The sequence below is a fragment of the Variovorax sp. CF079 genome (genome assembly GCF_900101545.1).
GTDB lineage: Bacteria > Pseudomonadota > Gammaproteobacteria > Burkholderiales > Burkholderiaceae_C > Variovorax.
In genome coordinates, this window is record NZ_FMZU01000022.1 from 15944 (window position 1) to 33544 (window position 17601).

General features: G+C 69.8%; 14 protein-coding genes. 12 read left to right on the forward strand and 2 right to left on the reverse strand.

The features are described from left to right. The first annotated feature begins 5 nt into the window (after positions 1–5). The 9 genes from BLS74_RS25980 (at position 6) to BLS74_RS26015 (ending at position 12660) form a co-directional block, all read left to right on the forward strand. Positions 6–983: an ABC transporter permease gene (locus BLS74_RS25980; RefSeq protein WP_093110048.1), complete on the forward strand. Its 978-nt coding sequence runs from the start codon at positions 6–8 to the stop codon at positions 981–983. Between the two features lie 40 nt (positions 984–1023). Further along, complete coding sequence (locus tag BLS74_RS25985) at positions 1024–1986, forward strand: ABC transporter permease (RefSeq protein ID WP_093110049.1); 963 nt, start codon at positions 1024–1026, stop codon at positions 1984–1986. Positions 1987–1991: 5 nt separating this feature from the next. Beyond that, a complete protein-coding gene (locus BLS74_RS25990; RefSeq protein WP_093110050.1) occupies positions 1992–2975 on the forward strand; it encodes an ABC transporter ATP-binding protein in 984 nt (327 codons plus the stop codon). 3 nt (positions 2976–2978) lie between these two features. Then, positions 2979–4052, forward strand: a complete 1074-nt coding sequence (locus BLS74_RS25995; protein ID WP_093110051.1) for an ABC transporter ATP-binding protein — start codon at positions 2979–2981, stop codon at positions 4050–4052. Continuing rightward, positions 4049–5836, forward strand: a complete 1788-nt coding sequence (locus BLS74_RS34555; RefSeq protein ID WP_170855709.1) for an FAD-dependent oxidoreductase — start codon at positions 4049–4051, stop codon at positions 5834–5836. The genes BLS74_RS25995 and BLS74_RS34555 overlap by 4 nt, the downstream gene beginning before the upstream one ends. Then, positions 5833–8844 (forward strand): AMP-binding protein, encoded by a 3012-nt coding sequence (locus BLS74_RS26000; RefSeq protein ID WP_170855710.1) that lies wholly within the window; start codon positions 5833–5835, stop codon positions 8842–8844. The genes BLS74_RS34555 and BLS74_RS26000 overlap by 4 nt, the downstream gene beginning before the upstream one ends. Next, positions 8837–9775: a DMT family transporter gene (locus BLS74_RS26005; RefSeq protein ID WP_093110053.1), complete on the forward strand. Its 939-nt coding sequence runs from the start codon at positions 8837–8839 to the stop codon at positions 9773–9775. The genes BLS74_RS26000 and BLS74_RS26005 overlap by 8 nt, the downstream gene beginning before the upstream one ends. Continuing rightward, positions 9772–11577 carry an FAD/NAD(P)-binding protein gene (locus BLS74_RS26010; protein WP_093110054.1) on the forward strand — a complete coding sequence of 602 codons (1806 nt, stop codon included), beginning with the start codon at positions 9772–9774 and terminating at the stop codon, positions 11575–11577. The genes BLS74_RS26005 and BLS74_RS26010 overlap by 4 nt, the downstream gene beginning before the upstream one ends. A gap of 141 nt (positions 11578–11718) precedes the next feature. Then, complete coding sequence (locus BLS74_RS26015; RefSeq protein WP_093110055.1) at positions 11719–12660, forward strand: helix-turn-helix transcriptional regulator; 942 nt, start codon at positions 11719–11721, stop codon at positions 12658–12660. 5 nt (positions 12661–12665) lie between these two features. Here BLS74_RS26015 and BLS74_RS26020 read toward each other — a convergent pair whose 3' ends face one another. After that, positions 12666–13697: an aldo/keto reductase gene (locus BLS74_RS26020; RefSeq protein WP_093110056.1), complete on the reverse strand. Its 1032-nt coding sequence runs from the start codon at positions 13695–13697 to the stop codon at positions 12666–12668. Between the two features lie 29 nt (positions 13698–13726). After that, entirely contained in the window at positions 13727–14914 is a 1188-nt protein-coding gene (locus BLS74_RS26025) for an MFS transporter (protein WP_093110057.1), read from the reverse strand. Between the two features lie 422 nt (positions 14915–15336). Here BLS74_RS26025 and BLS74_RS26030 point away from each other — a divergent pair, with 422 nt between their 5' ends. The 3 genes from BLS74_RS26030 to BLS74_RS26040 are packed head-to-tail and all read left to right on the forward strand — an operon-like array spanning position 15337 to position 17551. After that, positions 15337–16257: a LysR family transcriptional regulator gene (locus tag BLS74_RS26030; protein WP_093110058.1), complete on the forward strand. Its 921-nt coding sequence runs from the start codon at positions 15337–15339 to the stop codon at positions 16255–16257. Continuing rightward, positions 16254–16877, forward strand: coding sequence for a paraquat-inducible protein A (locus BLS74_RS26035; protein ID WP_093110059.1), 624 nt, complete (start codon positions 16254–16256; stop codon positions 16875–16877). The genes BLS74_RS26030 and BLS74_RS26035 overlap by 4 nt, the downstream gene beginning before the upstream one ends. After that, positions 16874–17551, forward strand: a complete 678-nt coding sequence (locus BLS74_RS26040; protein WP_093110060.1) for a paraquat-inducible protein A — start codon at positions 16874–16876, stop codon at positions 17549–17551. Before BLS74_RS26035 ends, BLS74_RS26040 begins: the two co-directional genes overlap by 4 nt. Positions 17552–17601: the final 50 nt, after the last annotated feature.

Sequence of the window (17601 nt, forward strand, 5' to 3'; positions counted from 1 at the left end):
CGCACATGCTCGCATTCGTGATCCGACGCCTGGCGCAGAGCCTGGTGGTCCTCTTCGCCATGTCGATCCTGGTCTTCGCCAGCGTCTACCTGATCGGCAATCCCGCGGACATCCTGATCAGCATGGACTCCGACCAGGCGGAGCGTGCGCGGCTCGTGGAATCCATGGGCCTGGACCGGCCGCTCCTGCTGCAGTACCAGCATTTCCTCTCGCGGGCGCTCCATGGCGATCTCGGGAAGTCCTTCGTGCACGGCGTGCCTGCCATCGCACTGGTGCTGGAGCGGCTGCCCGCCACGCTGGAACTGGCCTGCGTCGCCATGGCGATCGCGCTGCTGATCGGCATCCCGCTCGGCCTGTGGGCCGGTTTGCGGCCCGAATCGATGGCCGGCAAGGCCATCATGACCGGCTCGATCCTCGGCTTCTCTCTGCCCACCTTCTGGGTCGGCCTGATGCTGATCGTGGTGTTCTCGGTACAGCTCGGCTGGCTGCCCGCCGGCGGCCGCGGGCCGACGCGCGAGTTGCTGGGCCTGCAGTTGTCGATGTTCAGCGCCGAGGGCCTGCGGCACCTGCTGTTGCCGGCGGTGAACCTCGCGCTCTTCAAGCTCGCGCTGGTCACGCGCCTCACGCGCGCCGGCACGCGCGAGGCGCTGACGCAGGACTACGTGAGGTTCGCGCGCGCCAAGGGCCTGTCGCCCGTGCGCGTGGTCGGCGTGCACGTACTCAAGAACATCATGGTGCCGATCGTCACGGTGATGGCACTGGAGTTCGGCGCGCTGGTGGCCTTCGCGGCCGTCACCGAGACCATCTTCGCGTGGCCCGGCGCAGGCAAGCTGATCATCGAATCCATCGGCCTGCTCGACCGGCCGGTCGTGGTGGCCTACCTGCTGATCGTGGTGTCGATGTTCACCTTGCTCAACCTGCTGGTGGACATCGCCTACTCGGCGCTCGATCCGCGCGTGCGGTTGAGCGACCAGGCCGCCTGACGCGCAAGGTCCCCCCGAACTCCAACCACACACATCCACCATGAGCACTCAGTTTGCAACCCTGGGCGACGAGATCGGCGCACCCGCGCTGCCGGCCACGCGGCCCGCGAGCCCGCCGGCGGACTCGCCGTTGCGCATCTTCCTGCGCGAGTTCGCCGAGTCCAGGCTGGCGCTGGTCGGCGCGTTGGTGCTGCTGCTGCTGGTCGCGGGCGCCGCGTTCGCGCCCGTGCTCGCGCCGCAGAATCCCTACGACCTCGCGCAGCTCGACATCCTGGACGGGCGCCTGCCGCCAGGCTCGCCGAGCGCCGATGAAGCGTCGGGCCGCGTCTACCTGCTAGGCACCGACGAGCAGGGGCGCGACATGCTCTCCGCCATGCTCTACGGCCTGCGCATCTCGCTGGGCATCGGCATCGTCGCGACGCTGGCCGCGCTGTCGCTCGGCAGCATGCTCGGGCTGCTGGCCGCCTACGCCGGCGGGCGGCTCGACGCCTTCCTGATGCGCGTGGTCGACATCCAGCTGTCGTTCCCGGCCATCCTGCTCGCGCTGGTGCTGATCACGGTGCTCAAGCCGGGCATCGGCAACGTGGCGCTCGCGCTGGTGGCGGTGCAATGGGCCTACTACGCGCGCACCGTGCGCGCCGCCGCGCTGATCGAGCGCAGGAAGGAATACGTCGAGGCGGCGCACGGCCTGGGCCTCTCGGGCACACGCATCGTGTTCCGGCACCTGCTGCCCAACTGCCTGCCGCCGGTGATCGTGGTCGCCGCGCTGCAGGTGGCCAACGCGATCTCGCTGGAAGCGACCTTGTCCTTTCTCGGCATCGGTGTGCCGATCACCGAGCCCTCGCTGGGCCTGATGATCGCCAACGGCCAGCAGTACCTGCTTGCCGGCAAGTACTGGATGTCGCTGTACCCGGGCCTGATGCTGCTCGTGACCATCCTCGCCATCAACCTGGTGGCCGACCAGCTGCGCGACGTGCTGAACCCGCGCCTGCAGAAGCAATGAGTGCCATGACCTCTCCCACACTGGTCGTCGAGGGTCTCAGGACCGCGTTCTCCACCCGTGCCGGCATCGTCAAGGCGGTGGACGACGTGTCCTTCAGCGTGAAGCGCGGCGAGATCATGGGCCTGGTCGGCGAGTCCGGCTCCGGCAAGTCAATGACCGGCTATTCGATGCTGGGCCTCGTCGATCCGCCGGGTAGGGTGGTGGGCGGCAAGGTGCTGCTCACGCAGCGCAGCGGAGAACAGATCGACCTGTTGCAGCTCTCGCCGCGTGCGCTGCAGCGCGTGCGCGGCAACCGGGTGGCGATGATCTTCCAGGACCCGATGATGACGCTCAATCCGGTGCTGCGCATCGACACGCAGATGGTCGAGGCGATCCGTGCGCATCACGACGTGAGCGTCGGCGCCGCGCGTGAACGCGCGGCCGCAGCGCTCGCCGCGGTGGGCATCGCCTCGCCGCACGCGCGCCTGCTGGCCTATCCGCACCAGTTCTCGGGCGGCATGCGCCAGCGCGTGGCAATTGCGATCGCGCTGCTCAACCAGCCCGACCTCATCATTGCGGACGAGCCGACCACGGCGCTCGACGTCACGATCCAGGGCCAGATCCTGGCCGAGATGCAGGCGCTGTGCCGCGAGTCGGGCACGGCGCTGATCTGGATCACGCACGACCTCTCGGTGGTGGCAGGCCTAGCCGACACGGTCTCGGTGATGTATGCCGGCCGCATCGTGGAGCAGGGCGCCGTCGCGGACGTGCTCGAAGCTCCGAGCCACCCTTACACGCGCGGACTCATCGCGAGCGCGCCGTCGCGCAGCGTGCGCGGCCGGCCGCTCGCGCAGATCCCGGGCATGACGCCCTCGCTGCTCGCGCTACCCCCCGGCTGCGCCTTCCAGGAGCGCTGCGGCCGCCGCACCGCGGCCTGCAGCGCCGCACCGCCGCTCACGCAGCTGGGCGAGCGGCAACTGCGCTGCTTCCATCCCTTTCAGGCGGCCTGACGAATGCCAACCACTTCCTCCCTCCCTCTGCTGGAACTTCGCAAGGTCTCCAAGCGCTTCGTGAAGAAGCCCGATGCGGCGGCCCGCCTGGCGGGCCTGCTGGGCGCAAAGGTCGCCGACCAGACCGTGCACGCCGTCGACCTCGTCGACCTCGAGGTGCGCCGCGGCGAGGTGGTCGGCCTGGTGGGCGAATCCGGCTGCGGCAAGTCCACGCTGGGCCGCGTGGCGGCCGGCCTGCACGGCCTCACCGAGGGGGAGCGCTGGTGGCAGGGCGAGAACACCGCGGCGCTCAAAGACCGGCTCGGCAGCGCGGCCTGGCGGCGCCGGATGCTGGCCATCCAGATGATCTTCCAGGACCCGTACGCGAGTCTCAATCCGCGGCTGCGCGTTCAGCAGATCATCGGCGAGGCGCCGGTTGCGCACGGGATGATCGACGCTTCGAACCAGCAGGCGCTGGTGGCCGAGCTGATGCAGAAGGTCGGGCTGGACCCGCAGTTCATGCGGCGCTTTCCACACCAGTTCTCCGGCGGCCAGCGTGCACGCATCGGCATCGCGCGGGCGCTCGCGGTCGAGCCCGCGCTGCTGATCTGCGACGAGGCGGTCGCGGCGCTCGACGTCTCTGTCCAGGCGCAGGTGATCAACCTGTTCATGAAGCTGCGCGACGAGCTCGATCTCACCTATCTCTTCATCAGCCACGACCTCGGCGTGGTGCGGCACATCAGCGATCGCGTGGTCGTGATGTACCTTGGGCGGGTGGTGGAATCCTCGTCGGCAGAGGATGTGTTCGAGGAGCCGTTGCACCCCTATACGCAGGGTCTGCTGGAAGAGGCGCCGCGGCTGGAGGTGCGCAGAAAGACCTATGTCGCGATCCAGGGAGAGATCCCGTCCCCGATGAACCCGCCCCGAGGCTGCCATTTCCATCCGCGCTGCCCGCAGGCCTTGCCGCGCTGCGCGGAAGAAGTGCCGGCGCTGCGGAACGTGACGGCAGGCCGATGGGTGGCCTGCCATCGCGTGCAAGCCGACGAAAGCTGGCATGCCGTCGCCCCCCGGATGGCTGCGACCGAGAGGGCGCGGTGAAGATCGTGGTGATGTCCTGGCTCGCGCGCGAGTCGGTGGAGATCTTCCTGCGCAGCAACATCGTCTACCGGCCGGACCTCGCGGCCAGGCCGGCGCATGTGGCAGGCGATGAGCTGGCGCTGCTCGCGCCCGATGTCGTGATCGCGCGCGATGCAGACGGCGAAGCGGTCGCCGCGCTGCAGGCCTTGCTGCCGGACTGCCGCTTCATCGTCTGCCGCCTCGCAAGCGCGGCGCCGGCGCGCGACCTGCCGCAACCCGGCGCGCGCTGTGCGTGGGTTTGCGCCTCCACCTGGGAACGCGCGGAGTACGAGGCCTTCGTCCTGGCCGAAGCGCTTTGCCGCCCGCGGCACCGGCCCCGCCCGCCGGCGATCGGCGGACAGCCGGCGGACGTGATCCTCGTCGGTGCAGGCGTAGTCAATCTCGTGACGGCACTCGTGCTGTGCACGCACGGCTTCGATGTCTCGGTGGTGGAGCGCATGGCCGATCCGCTGGCCTCGGAGCACGAGCGGCCTCGCGGCGCCGGCGCCACCTTCGGCGGCAGGGATGCGCGGATCTTCTCGTTCAACGAGTCGCGGCAGCACCTCGCCTGTTCGCCGCGCTACACGCCGCAGACGCACACGCAGTTCCGCGCCAAGGTGTCGCAGGACGGCTGGCTATCGCGCGCGCCGGAACATCTTGGCGAGCGCGAGCGCCGATGGATCCGGCAGCTGGAGCAGGTGCCGCCGTGGGCCGCGCTCGCCTACGGCAACGACATCGTCGGCTTCAATCGGCAGAGCGCCGCGCGCTGGCAGGAGATCTTCAGCCTCCATCCCGAGATCCTGCAGGACGCGCACTACATCGGCCGGCTCCTGCGGGTCTATCCGGACCAGGCCTCCTTCGCCGCGGCGCGGACAGCCGAGGCGGAGATCGGCGCGCTGATCCGCACACTCGACCTGCGGCTCCTGCGCGAGGACGAGCCCGCATTGGCCGATGCCATCGACCGCGGCGCGATCGCGGGCGCGCTTGCCGTGCGCGGCTTCTCGCTCAATATCCAGCGCTTCGGCCGCAACCTGATCCGGCTGCTGCAGGAGCTGGGCGTGCGCTTCTCGTGGCAGCAGCAGCTCACGGCGATCCGGCACGACGGCGCCGGTGCGGTGAGCGGCCTGGTCATCGGCGGACGGCTCTGCCGCGCGCGGCACTACGTGATCTGTCCGGGCGCGCACGGCCGCTCCATCGAGGGGCGCAGCGCGGCGCTGGATGCGATCGGCGCGATGGTCGGCATGTGGGTCACGCTGCCGAACGACGGCATGCCCTTGTCCTCGCCGCTCAAGGTGCGGCGGCGCGGCTTCGGCAGCGGCGCGGCGGCGCAGGGTGCCAACATCGTGCCGGGGCGCGATGCGTCCGGCGCGCCGGTGCTGCATTGCAGTTCGGGCCACGGCTTCGTCGGCGTCGATGCGGCCGACGTGCGCGCAGCGGACCTCGAGGAGCTGGCGCGCTGCGTGATGCAAACGGCCGAGGACTTGTTCGGCGACAAGTTCCACCGCGCGCGCAGCACCGGCCTGATCGGCGCGACGCCGGCATACTGCATCCGTCCCTGGACGCCTTCCGGGCTGGGTCTGGTCGAAGTGCAGGACGCGGCGAGCGGCGGCCGTCTCGTCGTCAGCGGCGGCCACAACACGGGCGGCTTCGCCCAGTCGCCCGAAGTGGCGCGGGCGGTGCTGTGCGCACTGCAGGAGAGGCCGCATCCGATGCACGCGCTCTACCATCCGCGGCGCTTCGCGGACGTGTTCGAGGCGAGCGCATGATGCGTGACGCTGCGGCGCTCGCGGCACCGTCGCTGACGCAGCTGCTGGTCCACGGCTTGCGCCACGGCCATGCCGAGATGCTGGTGCAGGCCGATGCCTGTCGCGTGACGCGCAGCGAGTTCGAGCAGCGCGTCGTCGCGCAGATCGAGCGCTTGCGTGGACACGGCGCCAGGCAGGGGACGCGCGTGCTGCTGCACGGTGTCGCCACGCCGTCGCTCGTCGCGATGCTGGTGGCCTGCCTGCTCGAAGGCTTGGTGGTGGTGCCGGTCGACGCGACGCTGCCCGCGCAGCGCAAACAGGCGATGGTGCAGGCGGCAGCGCCGGCGCTCAGCTTCGACTTCACGCCGGACGAGGCCGAAGCCTCGTCCGGCACCCCCGGCCTCTGCCTGAGCGACATGGTCCTGCCGCAGGTGGCGCAGGACGCCCCGTGCTACGTCTTCTTCACCTCCGGAACCACCGGCCGGCCGAAAGGCATCGTCGGCCGGCGCGGCGGACTCGCGCACTTCCTGGCCTGGGAGGCGGGGATGCTGGGCCTCGCGCCGAGCGAGCGCGTCGGCATGCTCACGCGCCTGTCCTTCGACGTGGCGCTGCGCGACCTGCTGCTGCCCATCGTCGCGGGCGTCACGGGCTGCGTCCCGCCGCAGGGCGAGGTTCAGAGTCCCGCGCAGGTGCTGGAGTGGCTGGCAGACATGCAGGTCAGCGTGATGCACACGGTGCCCTCGCTCGCCCAGAGCTACCTGGCCGCGCGTCCTGCCGGCTTTCGCAACGATGTGCTGCGCCACACGCTCTTTGCCGGCGAGCCGCTCACCGGCGCGCTGGTCGAGCGCTGGCGCGCGGCCTTCGCGCGCAGCGCGGTGCACAACCTCTACGGTCCGACGGAGACGACGCTCGCCAAGTTCTGGGCGTTGGTCCCCCATCCCGCGCCCGAGGGCATCCAGTCCTGCGGCATGCCGCTGCCGCAGACCTCGGTGCGCATCGTCGACGAAGAGGTCGCGCCCGTGCCCGATGGGCAGCTCGGCGAGGTGCTGATCCGGACCGTCCATCGGTCGCTCGGCTACCTCGATCCGTCCGAGCCTGCCGCGCGCAACTTCGTCGAGCACGAGGGCGTGCCCGGCTACCTGAGCGGCGACCTTGGCTGGCTCGACGCGCAGGGCGCGCTGCACCTTCGGGGGCGCAAGGACCACCAGCTCAAGATCCTCGGCACGCGCGTCGAGCCGGTGGGCGTGGCAGCGGTGCTGCAAGCCCACCCGGACGTGGACGATGCCGCCGTGGTCTGCGTGACGGACGACGCCGGCGATGCTCGGCTGATCGCGTACTTCACGACCGCATGCGATGCCGAAGCCGTCCGCAGGCGCCTGCGACCCTACGTGGCCGAGCGATTGCCCGCGGCGGCGGTGCCGAGCCGGTTCATCGCGCTCGACGCGCTGCCCGTCACGGCCAACGGCAAGCTCGATCGATCGCGCCTGCCCGCGCCCGCGAGCGCCTCGCCCGACGCGCAGCCTCCCGAAGACGCGCTGGCGCAGGCAGTGGCCGACGCCATGGCGGCCGCGCTCGGCGTGGGGCAGGTCGGGGCGGCCGACGACTTCTTCGCGCTCGGCGGCGATTCGCTGGCCGCGATGCAGCTGTGCGTCGAGCTCGAAACGCGCTCGGCACTGCATCTGCAGCCCGCGGACTTGCTGCATGCACCGTCGCCGAGCGAGATCGCGAACCATCTTCGCGCGCATGGCAGCAAGGCTCCCGAGCCCATTCCGGCCGCGCCGCGCACGACCTGGTTCGAACTCAGCCCGCAGCAGCGCCGCTACTTCCGCACCTTCTGCGCAGGCGGCAATCGCAACTGGTGCAATATGGTCGCTGTCTTCGACCTGCCGCCCGCCACCGGCCGCCATGCGCTGCAGCACGCGCTCGCCGAGATCGCGCTCAAGCACAACAGCCTGCGCCTGCGCTTCGCCCAGGACGAGCGCGGCACCGTGATGCAGTCGATCGATCCGGGCTCTGACTTCGACGTGCGCGTCTGCGATCTGAGTGCCAAAGCGCACGCGCGCCTGGCCTCGACGATCGAAGCCCTGCGCATTGCCGAGGGTGAGCAGGCGATCGCGCTCTTCGGCGTCGGCCCCATGTTCCGTGCCACGCTGCTGCTGCTGCCGGACGATGCGCGCAAGCTCCTGTGGACGGTGCATCACCTCGTGAGCGACGGCACCAGCCAGGGTCTGTTCGCGCAGGAGCTCGCTGCGCAGCTGGCCGGCGACAAGATCGAGGTGCCGCCGTCCTTCAGGGACATGGCAGCATCTGCGCAGTGCAGGCCGGGCCTGGATGCGGCGCGCGCGTACTTCCGTGCGCTGATGAGTCCGCCTTACGCGCACCGCTACGTACCGCCGATGGTCGAGTGCGCCGATCCGCAGCGCTGCCTGGCGCTCGAGACATCGCTGGAGGCACCGCTGCGCGCCATGCTGCACAGCGCAGCGCGCCGGCAGCGCTGCACGCCCTACGTCTTCTTCGTCGCCGCGTATTTCCGGCTCGCGGCCTCGCTCGCGCGGCGCGAGGACATCGCCATCGTCACGCCCCTGGCGGGCCGCGCCCATCCGCAGATCGCGCGCGCCATCGGCGACTTCATCAACCTCGTGCCGCTGCGCCTGATGCAGGTTCACGGCATGCCGCCGCGCGAGCTCCTCGCTGCGGTCCGCGCGCAGATCGAAGGCGCCGCCGCGCACCAGGCCTGGCAGTTCGACGAGCTGCTGGACGACCTGGGCATCGCCTTCGACCCGGACCGCAATCCGCTGACCGGCTTCTCGCTCAACTTCATGCCGAACAAGGCCACCGGTTCAGCCGCGACGCTGCGGCATGCCGATCGCGGCTACCGGCTCAAGTACGACCTGCTGTTCCTGGTGCGCGACCACAGCGATGTCACGAACCTCGAGATCCAGTACCGTGCCGGCCTCCTGTCGCCAACCGCGGTGGAGCGCGTGGCCGAGGACTACAGCCATCACCTGGAGATGCTTTGCCATGCCTGAGGCAACGAAGCCGCCGCCGCCCGCGGAGTACGCCTTGCTGCTGGTGCTCGCCACGCTGTGGGGCGGCTCGTTCACGCTCATCAAGGTGGCGCTCGCGGATTACCCGCCGGCCTCGCTGGTCGCGCTTCGCGTCCTCATCGGCGGGCTGGTGCTCGCAGCGCTGGCGGCCGCCAACGGCCTCGCGTTCCCGCGCAGCTTGCGCCGCTGGGGCGAGCTCTTCGTGCAAGGCCTGCTGCAGGGCGCGCTGCCCTTCACGCTGATCAGCTGGGGCGAGCTGCACATCGCAAGCAGCCTGGCTGGCGTCATCAATTCGACGGTGCCGATGTTCGCGTTCATGCTGTCGGTTTTCGTGCTCGGCTCGGCGCCCTTCGTGCCGCGCAAGTTCGCGGGCGTCGTGCTGGGGCTGCTCGGCGTGCTCGTGATCGCCGGCGTGGAGGCAATCGGCGCGCTCGAAGGCGCGAACCTGCTCGCGGTGCTGGCCGTGCTCGGCGCGAGCGTGTCCTATGCCTGCGGCGCGGTTTTCGGCCACCGCTTCGACGACCAGCCGCCGCTGGTGACGGCGGCGGCCTCGCTGCTGTGCGGCAGCATGCTGATGGTTCCGATCAGCCTAGCGGTGGACCGGCCATGGACCCTCGCGCCCGGCCTCGAGACCACGTTGGCTGCGCTCGGTCTGGCGCTGCTCTCGACCGCACTGGCCAGCGTGATCTTCTTCCGGCTCATCCGCACGCTGGGCTCGGTGGCCACGACCAGCAATGCCTACCTGCGTGCGCTGGTCAGCGTGCTGCTCGGCGTCTTCTTCCTGTCGGAGCCGCTCGGCTGGAACGTCGTGCTGGCCGCGGCGCTGATCCTCGGCGGCGTGGCCTTGATCACCTGGAAGGGCGGGACAGCGCCGCCCGCCGGCGCCGCGCAAGGGCAGGGCGCGCGTTCATGACGATTGAACTCGCCATCGTCGGCGCCGGGCCCTGGGGCGTGGCCGTGCTGGACCGCCTGGTGACGACGGCGCGGCGGCGGCCGGAGCTGCAGGTCGCGGTGAATGTCATCGATCCTGCCGGGCCGGGACCGGGCGTGCACCGGCCGGAGCTGCCTTCGTTTCTGCTCCTCAACACCGTGTCGGGCCAGATCGACAGCTTCAGCGCCTCCCACTTCGGCGAGGCACCGCTGCCCGGCGCCGCGAGCTTCGTGGAATGGCTGCGGGCGGCGCGCGGCATCGATGCCGATCCCCACGGCTTCCTGCCGCGGGCGCTCTTCGGCGAATACCTGCGCCACGTGGTCGAGGTGCTGCAGAGGCAAGCGCCTTGCAACCTCGCGCTGCGCATGGTGCGCGCGTCGGTGTCGGAGCTCTCGCTCGCGGCCAAAGGCCGGGTTCGCGTCGTGCTCGACGACGCTTCTTCGCTGACCGTGGACCACGCATTCGTCTGCACCGGCCACGGGCTCGCGGATTCGCCTGACCCGCCGCCGAGCGTGGCAGCGATCGCCGCCTATCCGGTTGCCGGACTCGAGCGCATCGAGCCCGGGAGCGCCGTGGGCATTGCCGGCATCGGTCTCGTGGCCGTCGATGTCGTGGCGTCACTCACGCATGGCCGCGGCGGGCGCTTCATCGAGGGCGGCGACGGTGCGCTGCGCTACCTGCCCAGCGGCAGGGAGCCCGTGATGTACGTTCACTCGCGCACCGGCACGCCCTTCGCATGCCGACCCGCGGTGCCCTTGGATCTCTCGACCGTGTATCGCCCACTCTTCTGCACCGAAGCGCACCTCGCCGTTCGACGCGCGGTGCGGGGCAGGGCGGGCCTGCAGCTCGAAGAAGACGTGCTCGCACCGATCTGCGCCGAGATGCGGTCTGCCTACCTGTTCCGCGCGCTGGCGATCGCGCAGGGCGAGCAGGCCGCCGCGGCGTGCCACGAAGCGTTGTCCGCGCTGGCTTTCTCCGACGTGCGCGAGGCGTGCCTCCATCGATGGCCGGCGATGGCGTCGTTCTGCCCCGAGCAGCTGCTGATGCCCGACCCGCACGCCAGCTGGGATTCGGCCGCCGCCTTTGCTGCCGGCTTCGAAGAGCGCCTGGACTTCGACGTGGCAGAGGCACGCAAGGGCGAGGCGGGCAGTCCGTACAAGTACGCCTTGGAGATGCTGCGCGTGCTGCGGCCTTTCATTCGCGAGGGCGTGGAGTTCGATGCGCTCGCACCGGCCTCGCGACGCCTGTTCCACGGCCGCGTCGCGCCGCGCATTCAACAACTGGTGGTCGGCCCGCCGGTGTCGCGCGGCCGGGAGTGGCTGGCGCTGATGCGATGCGGCCTGCTGCGGCCGGAACTCGGGCCGTCGCCGGCGATCGAGCGCGATCCCGCGCGCGGCTTGTGGCGCGCGCGCAGCCGCGTTTTCGACGCGCCGCTCGTGAGCGTCCTCGAACAGTGGGTGGAAGGCCGCGCCCCGAAGCCCGTGCCGGAGCGCGATGGGCCTTCTCTTCTTTCGGCGATGTTTCGCTCGGGCCTGGTTGCCGCGACGCCCGCGTCACCGGCCTGCATCGACCGGTCGGGCCATCCGATCGATGCGACCGGCCTCTCTGTGCGCGCGATCACGCTGCTGGGCGTGCCTGTGGAAGGCAACAGCTACTTCAACCATTACCTTCCGTCGCCGCGCAGCCGCGCACGTGCTTACGAAAGCATTCAGATCGCCATCGACGAGCTGCTTTCGAGGCAGCCCGCACCCGTGGAAGGCGCGTCGCTCGGCGTCGGAAGCTAAGAATTTACAAGGCGCCGTCACGGGCGTTTGGTAATTTGCGTTGAGGAGAAGAGCTCCGGTTTCGACACGATATCTGGAAGCCCTTGCGGGCTGGATCACCATGAAATCTATTCACGCCGAACGCGCGTCGAGGTGCCACCGATGATTCTTTCGTCGTTGCTGCAGCGCGCCGCCGCTTCCTCGCTCGATCCCGATGCGGATCTCGCGCAGCCCGGGCGCGACCCGCGGCCCGAGCTCGAGGGACCGCAGCCGCATCTCTACGCGGACGAGGACCTGTCGGTGATGCCGTCGATGGTCAGGGGCCGCGCGGAGCCGTCGGGCATCGTCGGCGAGCTGGTCGAGGCGGGCGATGTGGAGGCACGCGCGCGCCTCGTGCGCGGCCTGCTGCACCAGATCGGCTTCGAGTGGCTGGGCTACGGCGCCGTCACTTTCATGGCGGGGCGCCTGTGGCCGCTGAGTTTCTTCACCAGCTATGCCAACGCCGGGTGGATGCGGCGCTACTTCGCGCACCGGCACAACCAGGTCGACACGCGGCACCAGGATGCGCCGGCCTCGAGCCTGCCGCTGGTCTGGGACGTCGACCAGCTGGAGGCACAGTTCGACCGCTCCGATCGTCCGGCCCAGTGCCGGCAGTTCATCGAGGACCTGCATGCGAGCGGCATCCGCAGCGGGCTGTTCCTTCGCCTCGCTTCGCCCACTCACGTCAACGAGCACACGCTGATCAGCCTCCTGTCCAGCACGCCCGGACGCGAGTGGATCGACGGCGGCGTGACGGGCCGTGCGCTGCTGCTCAGCCTGAGCGTGCATGAGTACCTGTCGCGCCATGCGCGCCTGCCGGCGGCGCCGGCGGCGGCACGCATCGACCTGTCGCAGCTCTCGCCCACGCAGCAGTACATCCTCGAACACCTGCTGCAGGGCCGCAGCGACAAGGAGATCGCCTACCGCATGCAGCTGTCGGCGCACACGGTGGATTACCACATGCGCCAATTGCGACGGCGCTTCTCGGCGCGCAACAGGGTTCAGCTGGTGAAGGCCGCGACGCAATCGCAGTTCGGCGAGAGCAACTTCGGCACGGTCGGATAGGCGGCTCAGACCGGCGCCGGACTGCGCTCCGCGAACTGCCCGTTCCAGTAAGGGTAGTAGGGGTAGGGCGGCGTGACCGCGCTGGCCGCATCGAGTCTCTCGACCTGCTCCGTCGTGAGCTGCCAGCCGAGCGCGCCCAGGTTCTGCTTGAGTTGTTCCTCGTCGCGCGCGCCGATCAGCACGCTGGCCACGGTGGGACGCTGCAGCAGCCAGTTGAGCGCGATCTGCGGCAAGGTCTTGCCGGTTTCCTCGGCCACCTGGTCCATCGCATCGACCACGCGGTACAGGCGCTCGTCGACCACCGGCGGCGCGAAGCCGGCGGTGTCGTGCAGCCGGCTGCCCGCGGGCAGCGGCTGGCCGCGCCGGATCTTGCCGGTCAGGCGGCCCCAGCCCAGCGGGCTCCAGACGATCGCGCCCACGCCCTGGTCGATGGCGAGCGGCATCAGCTCCCATTCGTAGTCACGTCCTACCAGCGAGTAGTAAGTCTGGTTCGCGACGTAGCGCGAAAGGCCCAACCGGTCCGACGCGGCCAGCGACTTCATCAACTGCCAGCCCGAGAAGTTGGAGACGCCGATGTAGCGCACCTTGCCCGCGCGCACGAGGTCGTCGAGCGTGCCGAGCACCTGTTCGACCGGCGTCATCGCATCGAAGGCGTGCAGCTGCAGCAGGTCGATGTAGTCGGTGCCCAGGCGCTTGAGCGCGGCGTCGGTGCCGGCGATCAGGTGATGGCGCGAGGAGCCGACGTCGTTCGGCCCGTCGCCCGCGCGCAGCGAGAGCTTGGTCGAGAGGATCACCTTGTCGCGCCGGCCCTGCACCGCGGCGCCGAGGATCGATTCGGAGGCGCCGCTCGAGTACACGTCGGCGCTGTCGAAGAGGTTGACGCCGGCCTCGAGGCAGATGTCGACAATGCGGCGCGCGCCGGCGACGTCGGTGTTGCCCCAGGCGCTGAAGAGCGGGCCCTGGCCGCCGAAGGTGCCGGCGCCGAAGCCGAGGGCCGGCACCTTGAAGCCGGAGTTGCCGAGATAGCGATGTTCCATGACGAGTCCTTGCAGTTGGAATGAATGAGTCAGGTGCGTGCGGGCGCGCAGGCTAGCGGCAGCTCGCGCCGGTCGAGCGCACGGCTCCAGAGCGCGATCGCGAGGCCTGCCAGCGTCAGCAGCGCGGCGACCCAGCCGAGTGCGCCTAGCCCCGGGCCGCGGTCGATCACCATGCCGCCGACCCAGGCGCCGAGCGCATTGCCGAGATTGAAGGCCGCGATGTTGAGGCTGGACGCCAGGTTCTGCCCGGCGCCGGATGCCTTCTCGAGCACGCGCAGCTGGAGTGGCGCGACCGTGGCGAAGGAAGCGATGCCGAGCAGGCCGACGAAGAGCGCCGCCGTCACGCCCGAGTGGAGCGCCGGCTGCATCACGGCCAGCACCACGGCGAGCGCCACCAGCGTGCCCAGCACGGCCGGCATCTGCGCGCGGTCGGCCAGCTTGCCGCCGAGGATGTTGCCCACCGCGAGGCCGCCACCGAAGAGCAGCAGGATCGGCGACACCGCCGCTTCGGACAAGCCGGTGATGCGGGTCAGCAGCGGCTGGATGTAGGTGAACACCGCGAACACGCCGGCAAAGCCGAGCACCGTCATCGCGAGCCCGAGCAGCACCTGCGGCCGGGCCAGCACCGCGAGTTCGTCGGCGAGCGAGGCGGGGGCCTGCTTGTCGGCGGCCCGATCGCGCGGCACGAAGACCGCGAGCACGGCGAGGGCGAAGACGCCGATCAGCGCCACGGCCCAGAAGGTCGAGCGCCAGCCGAACTGCAGGCCCAGCCAGGCGCCGGCCGGCACGCCGAGCATGGTCGCGGCCGTGAGGCCGGTGAACATGATTGCGATCGCCGAGGCGCGCTTTTCCGGAGCGACCAGTCCGGTGGCAACGACGGAGCCGACGCCGAAGAAGGTGCCGTGCGCGAGCGAGGTGATCACGCGCGCGGCCATCAGCATCTCGTAGCTGGGCGCCAGCGCACAGGCGATGTTGCCGAGCGTGAAGATCGCCATCAGCGCGAGCAGCACGGTCTTGCGCGGCACGCGGCGGGTGGCGATGGTGAGCAGCGGCGCGCCGACCGCCACCCCGAGCGCATAGCCCGAGATCAGCAGGCCGGCGGCCGCGATGGAGACATGAAGATCCGCCGAGACCTGCAGCAGCAGGCCCATGATGACGAATTCGGTGGTGCCTATTCCGAAGGCACCGGCGGTGAGGGCGAGGAGGGCGATGGGCATGATGCCTCGTACTGTGCGGGCATCGGCTTGCCTTGACTAGGATGGCAAATGGACAAGCATTGGTGAGTTGAAGTCACGAATGCGAAACTCGAAGGGCCGTCCTTCCGCATAATGCAAAGCCTGTATGGAAAGGAGCAGATGCCTTATCGAACCGTTGAGCTCCAAGAGGCTTGCAACACCCTGCCTGAGCTCGCATCGCGCGCACATGCAGGCGAGCCCAGTTTGCTCATCCGACACGGAAAGCCCTACGCAGCAATTGTTTCGTCTGATGTACTCATGAAGGCGCGAGCACGCCCGTGTTTCTTGCGCTTGCGCGGTAGCGGCAGGGGGTTCTGGAGCGAGTCTCCTGCGCGAGCTATCGATGCTGCCCGCGCTGAGTGGAACTGAGCGGCTGAGGCTGCTCGAAGAGGAACGCACCTGACATGCCCCGCATCGAGGTCAACCGCTCCGGCGAGATGGAAGCCTTCGTCCAGGTGGTCGACCGCGGCAGCTTCTCGGCCGGCGCGCGCGTGCTGGGCATGACGCCTTCGGCCGTCAGCAAGCTGGTCGCGCGGCTGGAGGCGCGGCTGGCCACGCAACTGGTGCACCGCTCCACGCGCAAGCTGCAGCTCACGCCCGAGGGCCAGAACTTCTACGAGCGCAGCGTCCGCGTCCTGGCCGACATGGACGAGGCCGAGCGCTGCGCCGCGGCCGGCGCCGCGCCGCGCGGGCGCGTGCGCATCAACGCCAGCATCTCCTTCGGCCACCGCCTGCTGATGCCGCTGGTGCCGCGCTTCCTCGAACTGCATCCGCAGGTGACGCTGGACATCGTGCTGACCGATCGCGTGGTCGACCTGATGGACGAGCGCACCGACATCGCGATCCGCTGGGGTCCGTTGCCGCCGTCCGACCTGGTGGCGCGCCATCTCTTCGACACGGGGCAGGCCATCGTCGCTTCGCCCGCGTACCTGGAACGCTACGGCACGCCGCGCACGCCGCAGGAGCTGGAAGCGCACAACCGCATCGGCTCCAGCTACCACCGCAGCGCGCCCGACTGGCCGCTCGTGGTCGACGGGCGCCCGCTCGACATGCCGGTCGTGGGCTCGGTGCGTGCCGGCGATGGAGAAACACTGCGCCGGCTGGTGCTGGAAGGCGTCGGGCTGGGCCGGCTCTCGCTCTATCACATCCAGCCCGACATCGACGCCGGCCGCCTGGTGCCGGTGCTGGAGGAATTCAATCCGCGCGACATGACGCCGGTGCATGCCGTCTACCTCGGCAAGCCCGGCCGGCTGCCGGCGCGGGTGCGCGCCGTGCTCGACTACCTGTCGGCGCGGCTCGCGGACAATAGCCGTTCACGACCATGAAGGAAGTTCCCGACGCCATCGTCTGCGAGGGCTGCGACGCGGTCTACCGCCGCACGCCGCTGCGCCCGCGCGAAGTCTCGCATTGCGCCCGCTGCGGCACCGAGCTCGACCGGCATGCGGGCGACCAGGGCGCGCGCGTGCTGCCGCTCACGGTGGCGAGCCTGATCCTGTTCGCGATCGCCAACCTGTTTCCGATCGTCGAGATCGAGTTGCGGGGCCTCAGCAGCGAGACCACGCTGGCCGGCGCGGTGATCGTGCTCAGCACCGAGGGCATGTCGGTGGTGGCGCTGCTGGTGCTGGGCACCACCATCCTCTTTCCCTTGCTGCAGCTGTGCATCCTGTTCTATTTGCTGGTGCCGATGGCGCGCGAGCGGCGGCCGGCCGGCTTCGGCGTGCTGGTGCGGATCCTGCAGTCGCTCAGGCCGTGGGGAATGATCGAGGTCTTTCTGCTCGGCGTGCTGGTGGCCATCGTCAAGCTCTCGAGCCTGGCGCAGGTGGTGGCCGGACCGGCGCTGTGGGCCTTCATCGGCCTCACGGTGCTGCTGACGGCGGTGCTGTCCTTCAACCCGCGCACCTTCTGGGAAATGGCCTTCGAGCCGCGGCCGGGGCAGAAGGCATGACGGCAACGGCGCCGATCAGGACGGCGGCGCAGCTCGGGCTCTTGAGCTGCCACCACTGCGGCACGGTCTGGCAGGGCGCCGCGGAGAGCGAAGCCTGCGCGCGCTGCGGCACGCACCTGCATCGCCGCAAGCCTCACAGCATCCAGTGCACCTGGGCCTTGCTGATCGCGGCCTGCATCATGTACGTGCCGGCCAACCTGCTGCCGGTGATGATCACCAAGAGTTTGCTGGGCACGCAGTACGACACCATCCTGAGCGGCGTGATCTACTTCTGGGTCTCCGGCGCCTACGGGCTGGCGGCGATCATCTTCATCGCCAGCTTCCTGGTGCCGCTGTTCAAGCTGACCGCGCTGATGCTGCTGGCTTACATGGCCCAGCGGCACCGCCCCGCCGGGCAACTCGAACGCGCGCGGCTCTATCGCATCCTCGAGGTGATCGGCCGCTGGTCGATGCTCGACGTCTTCGTGGTGTCGCTCTTGGCCGGCCTGGTGCGCATCCAGGGTTTTGCCGAAATCACCGCCGGCGTCGGCATCGCCGCCTTCGGCGCGGTGGTGGTGCTGACGATGCTGGCCTCGCTGAGCTTCGATCCGCGCCTCACCTGGGACAGCGAGGACGTCATGAACGAAACGGCGCCCGCACACGACATGCACGCAAGAAACGAAAGAACCGCATGAGCGCTGCGGCCGCTCCAAGCAAGCTCGCACCGCAGTGCGAAGCACGAAGG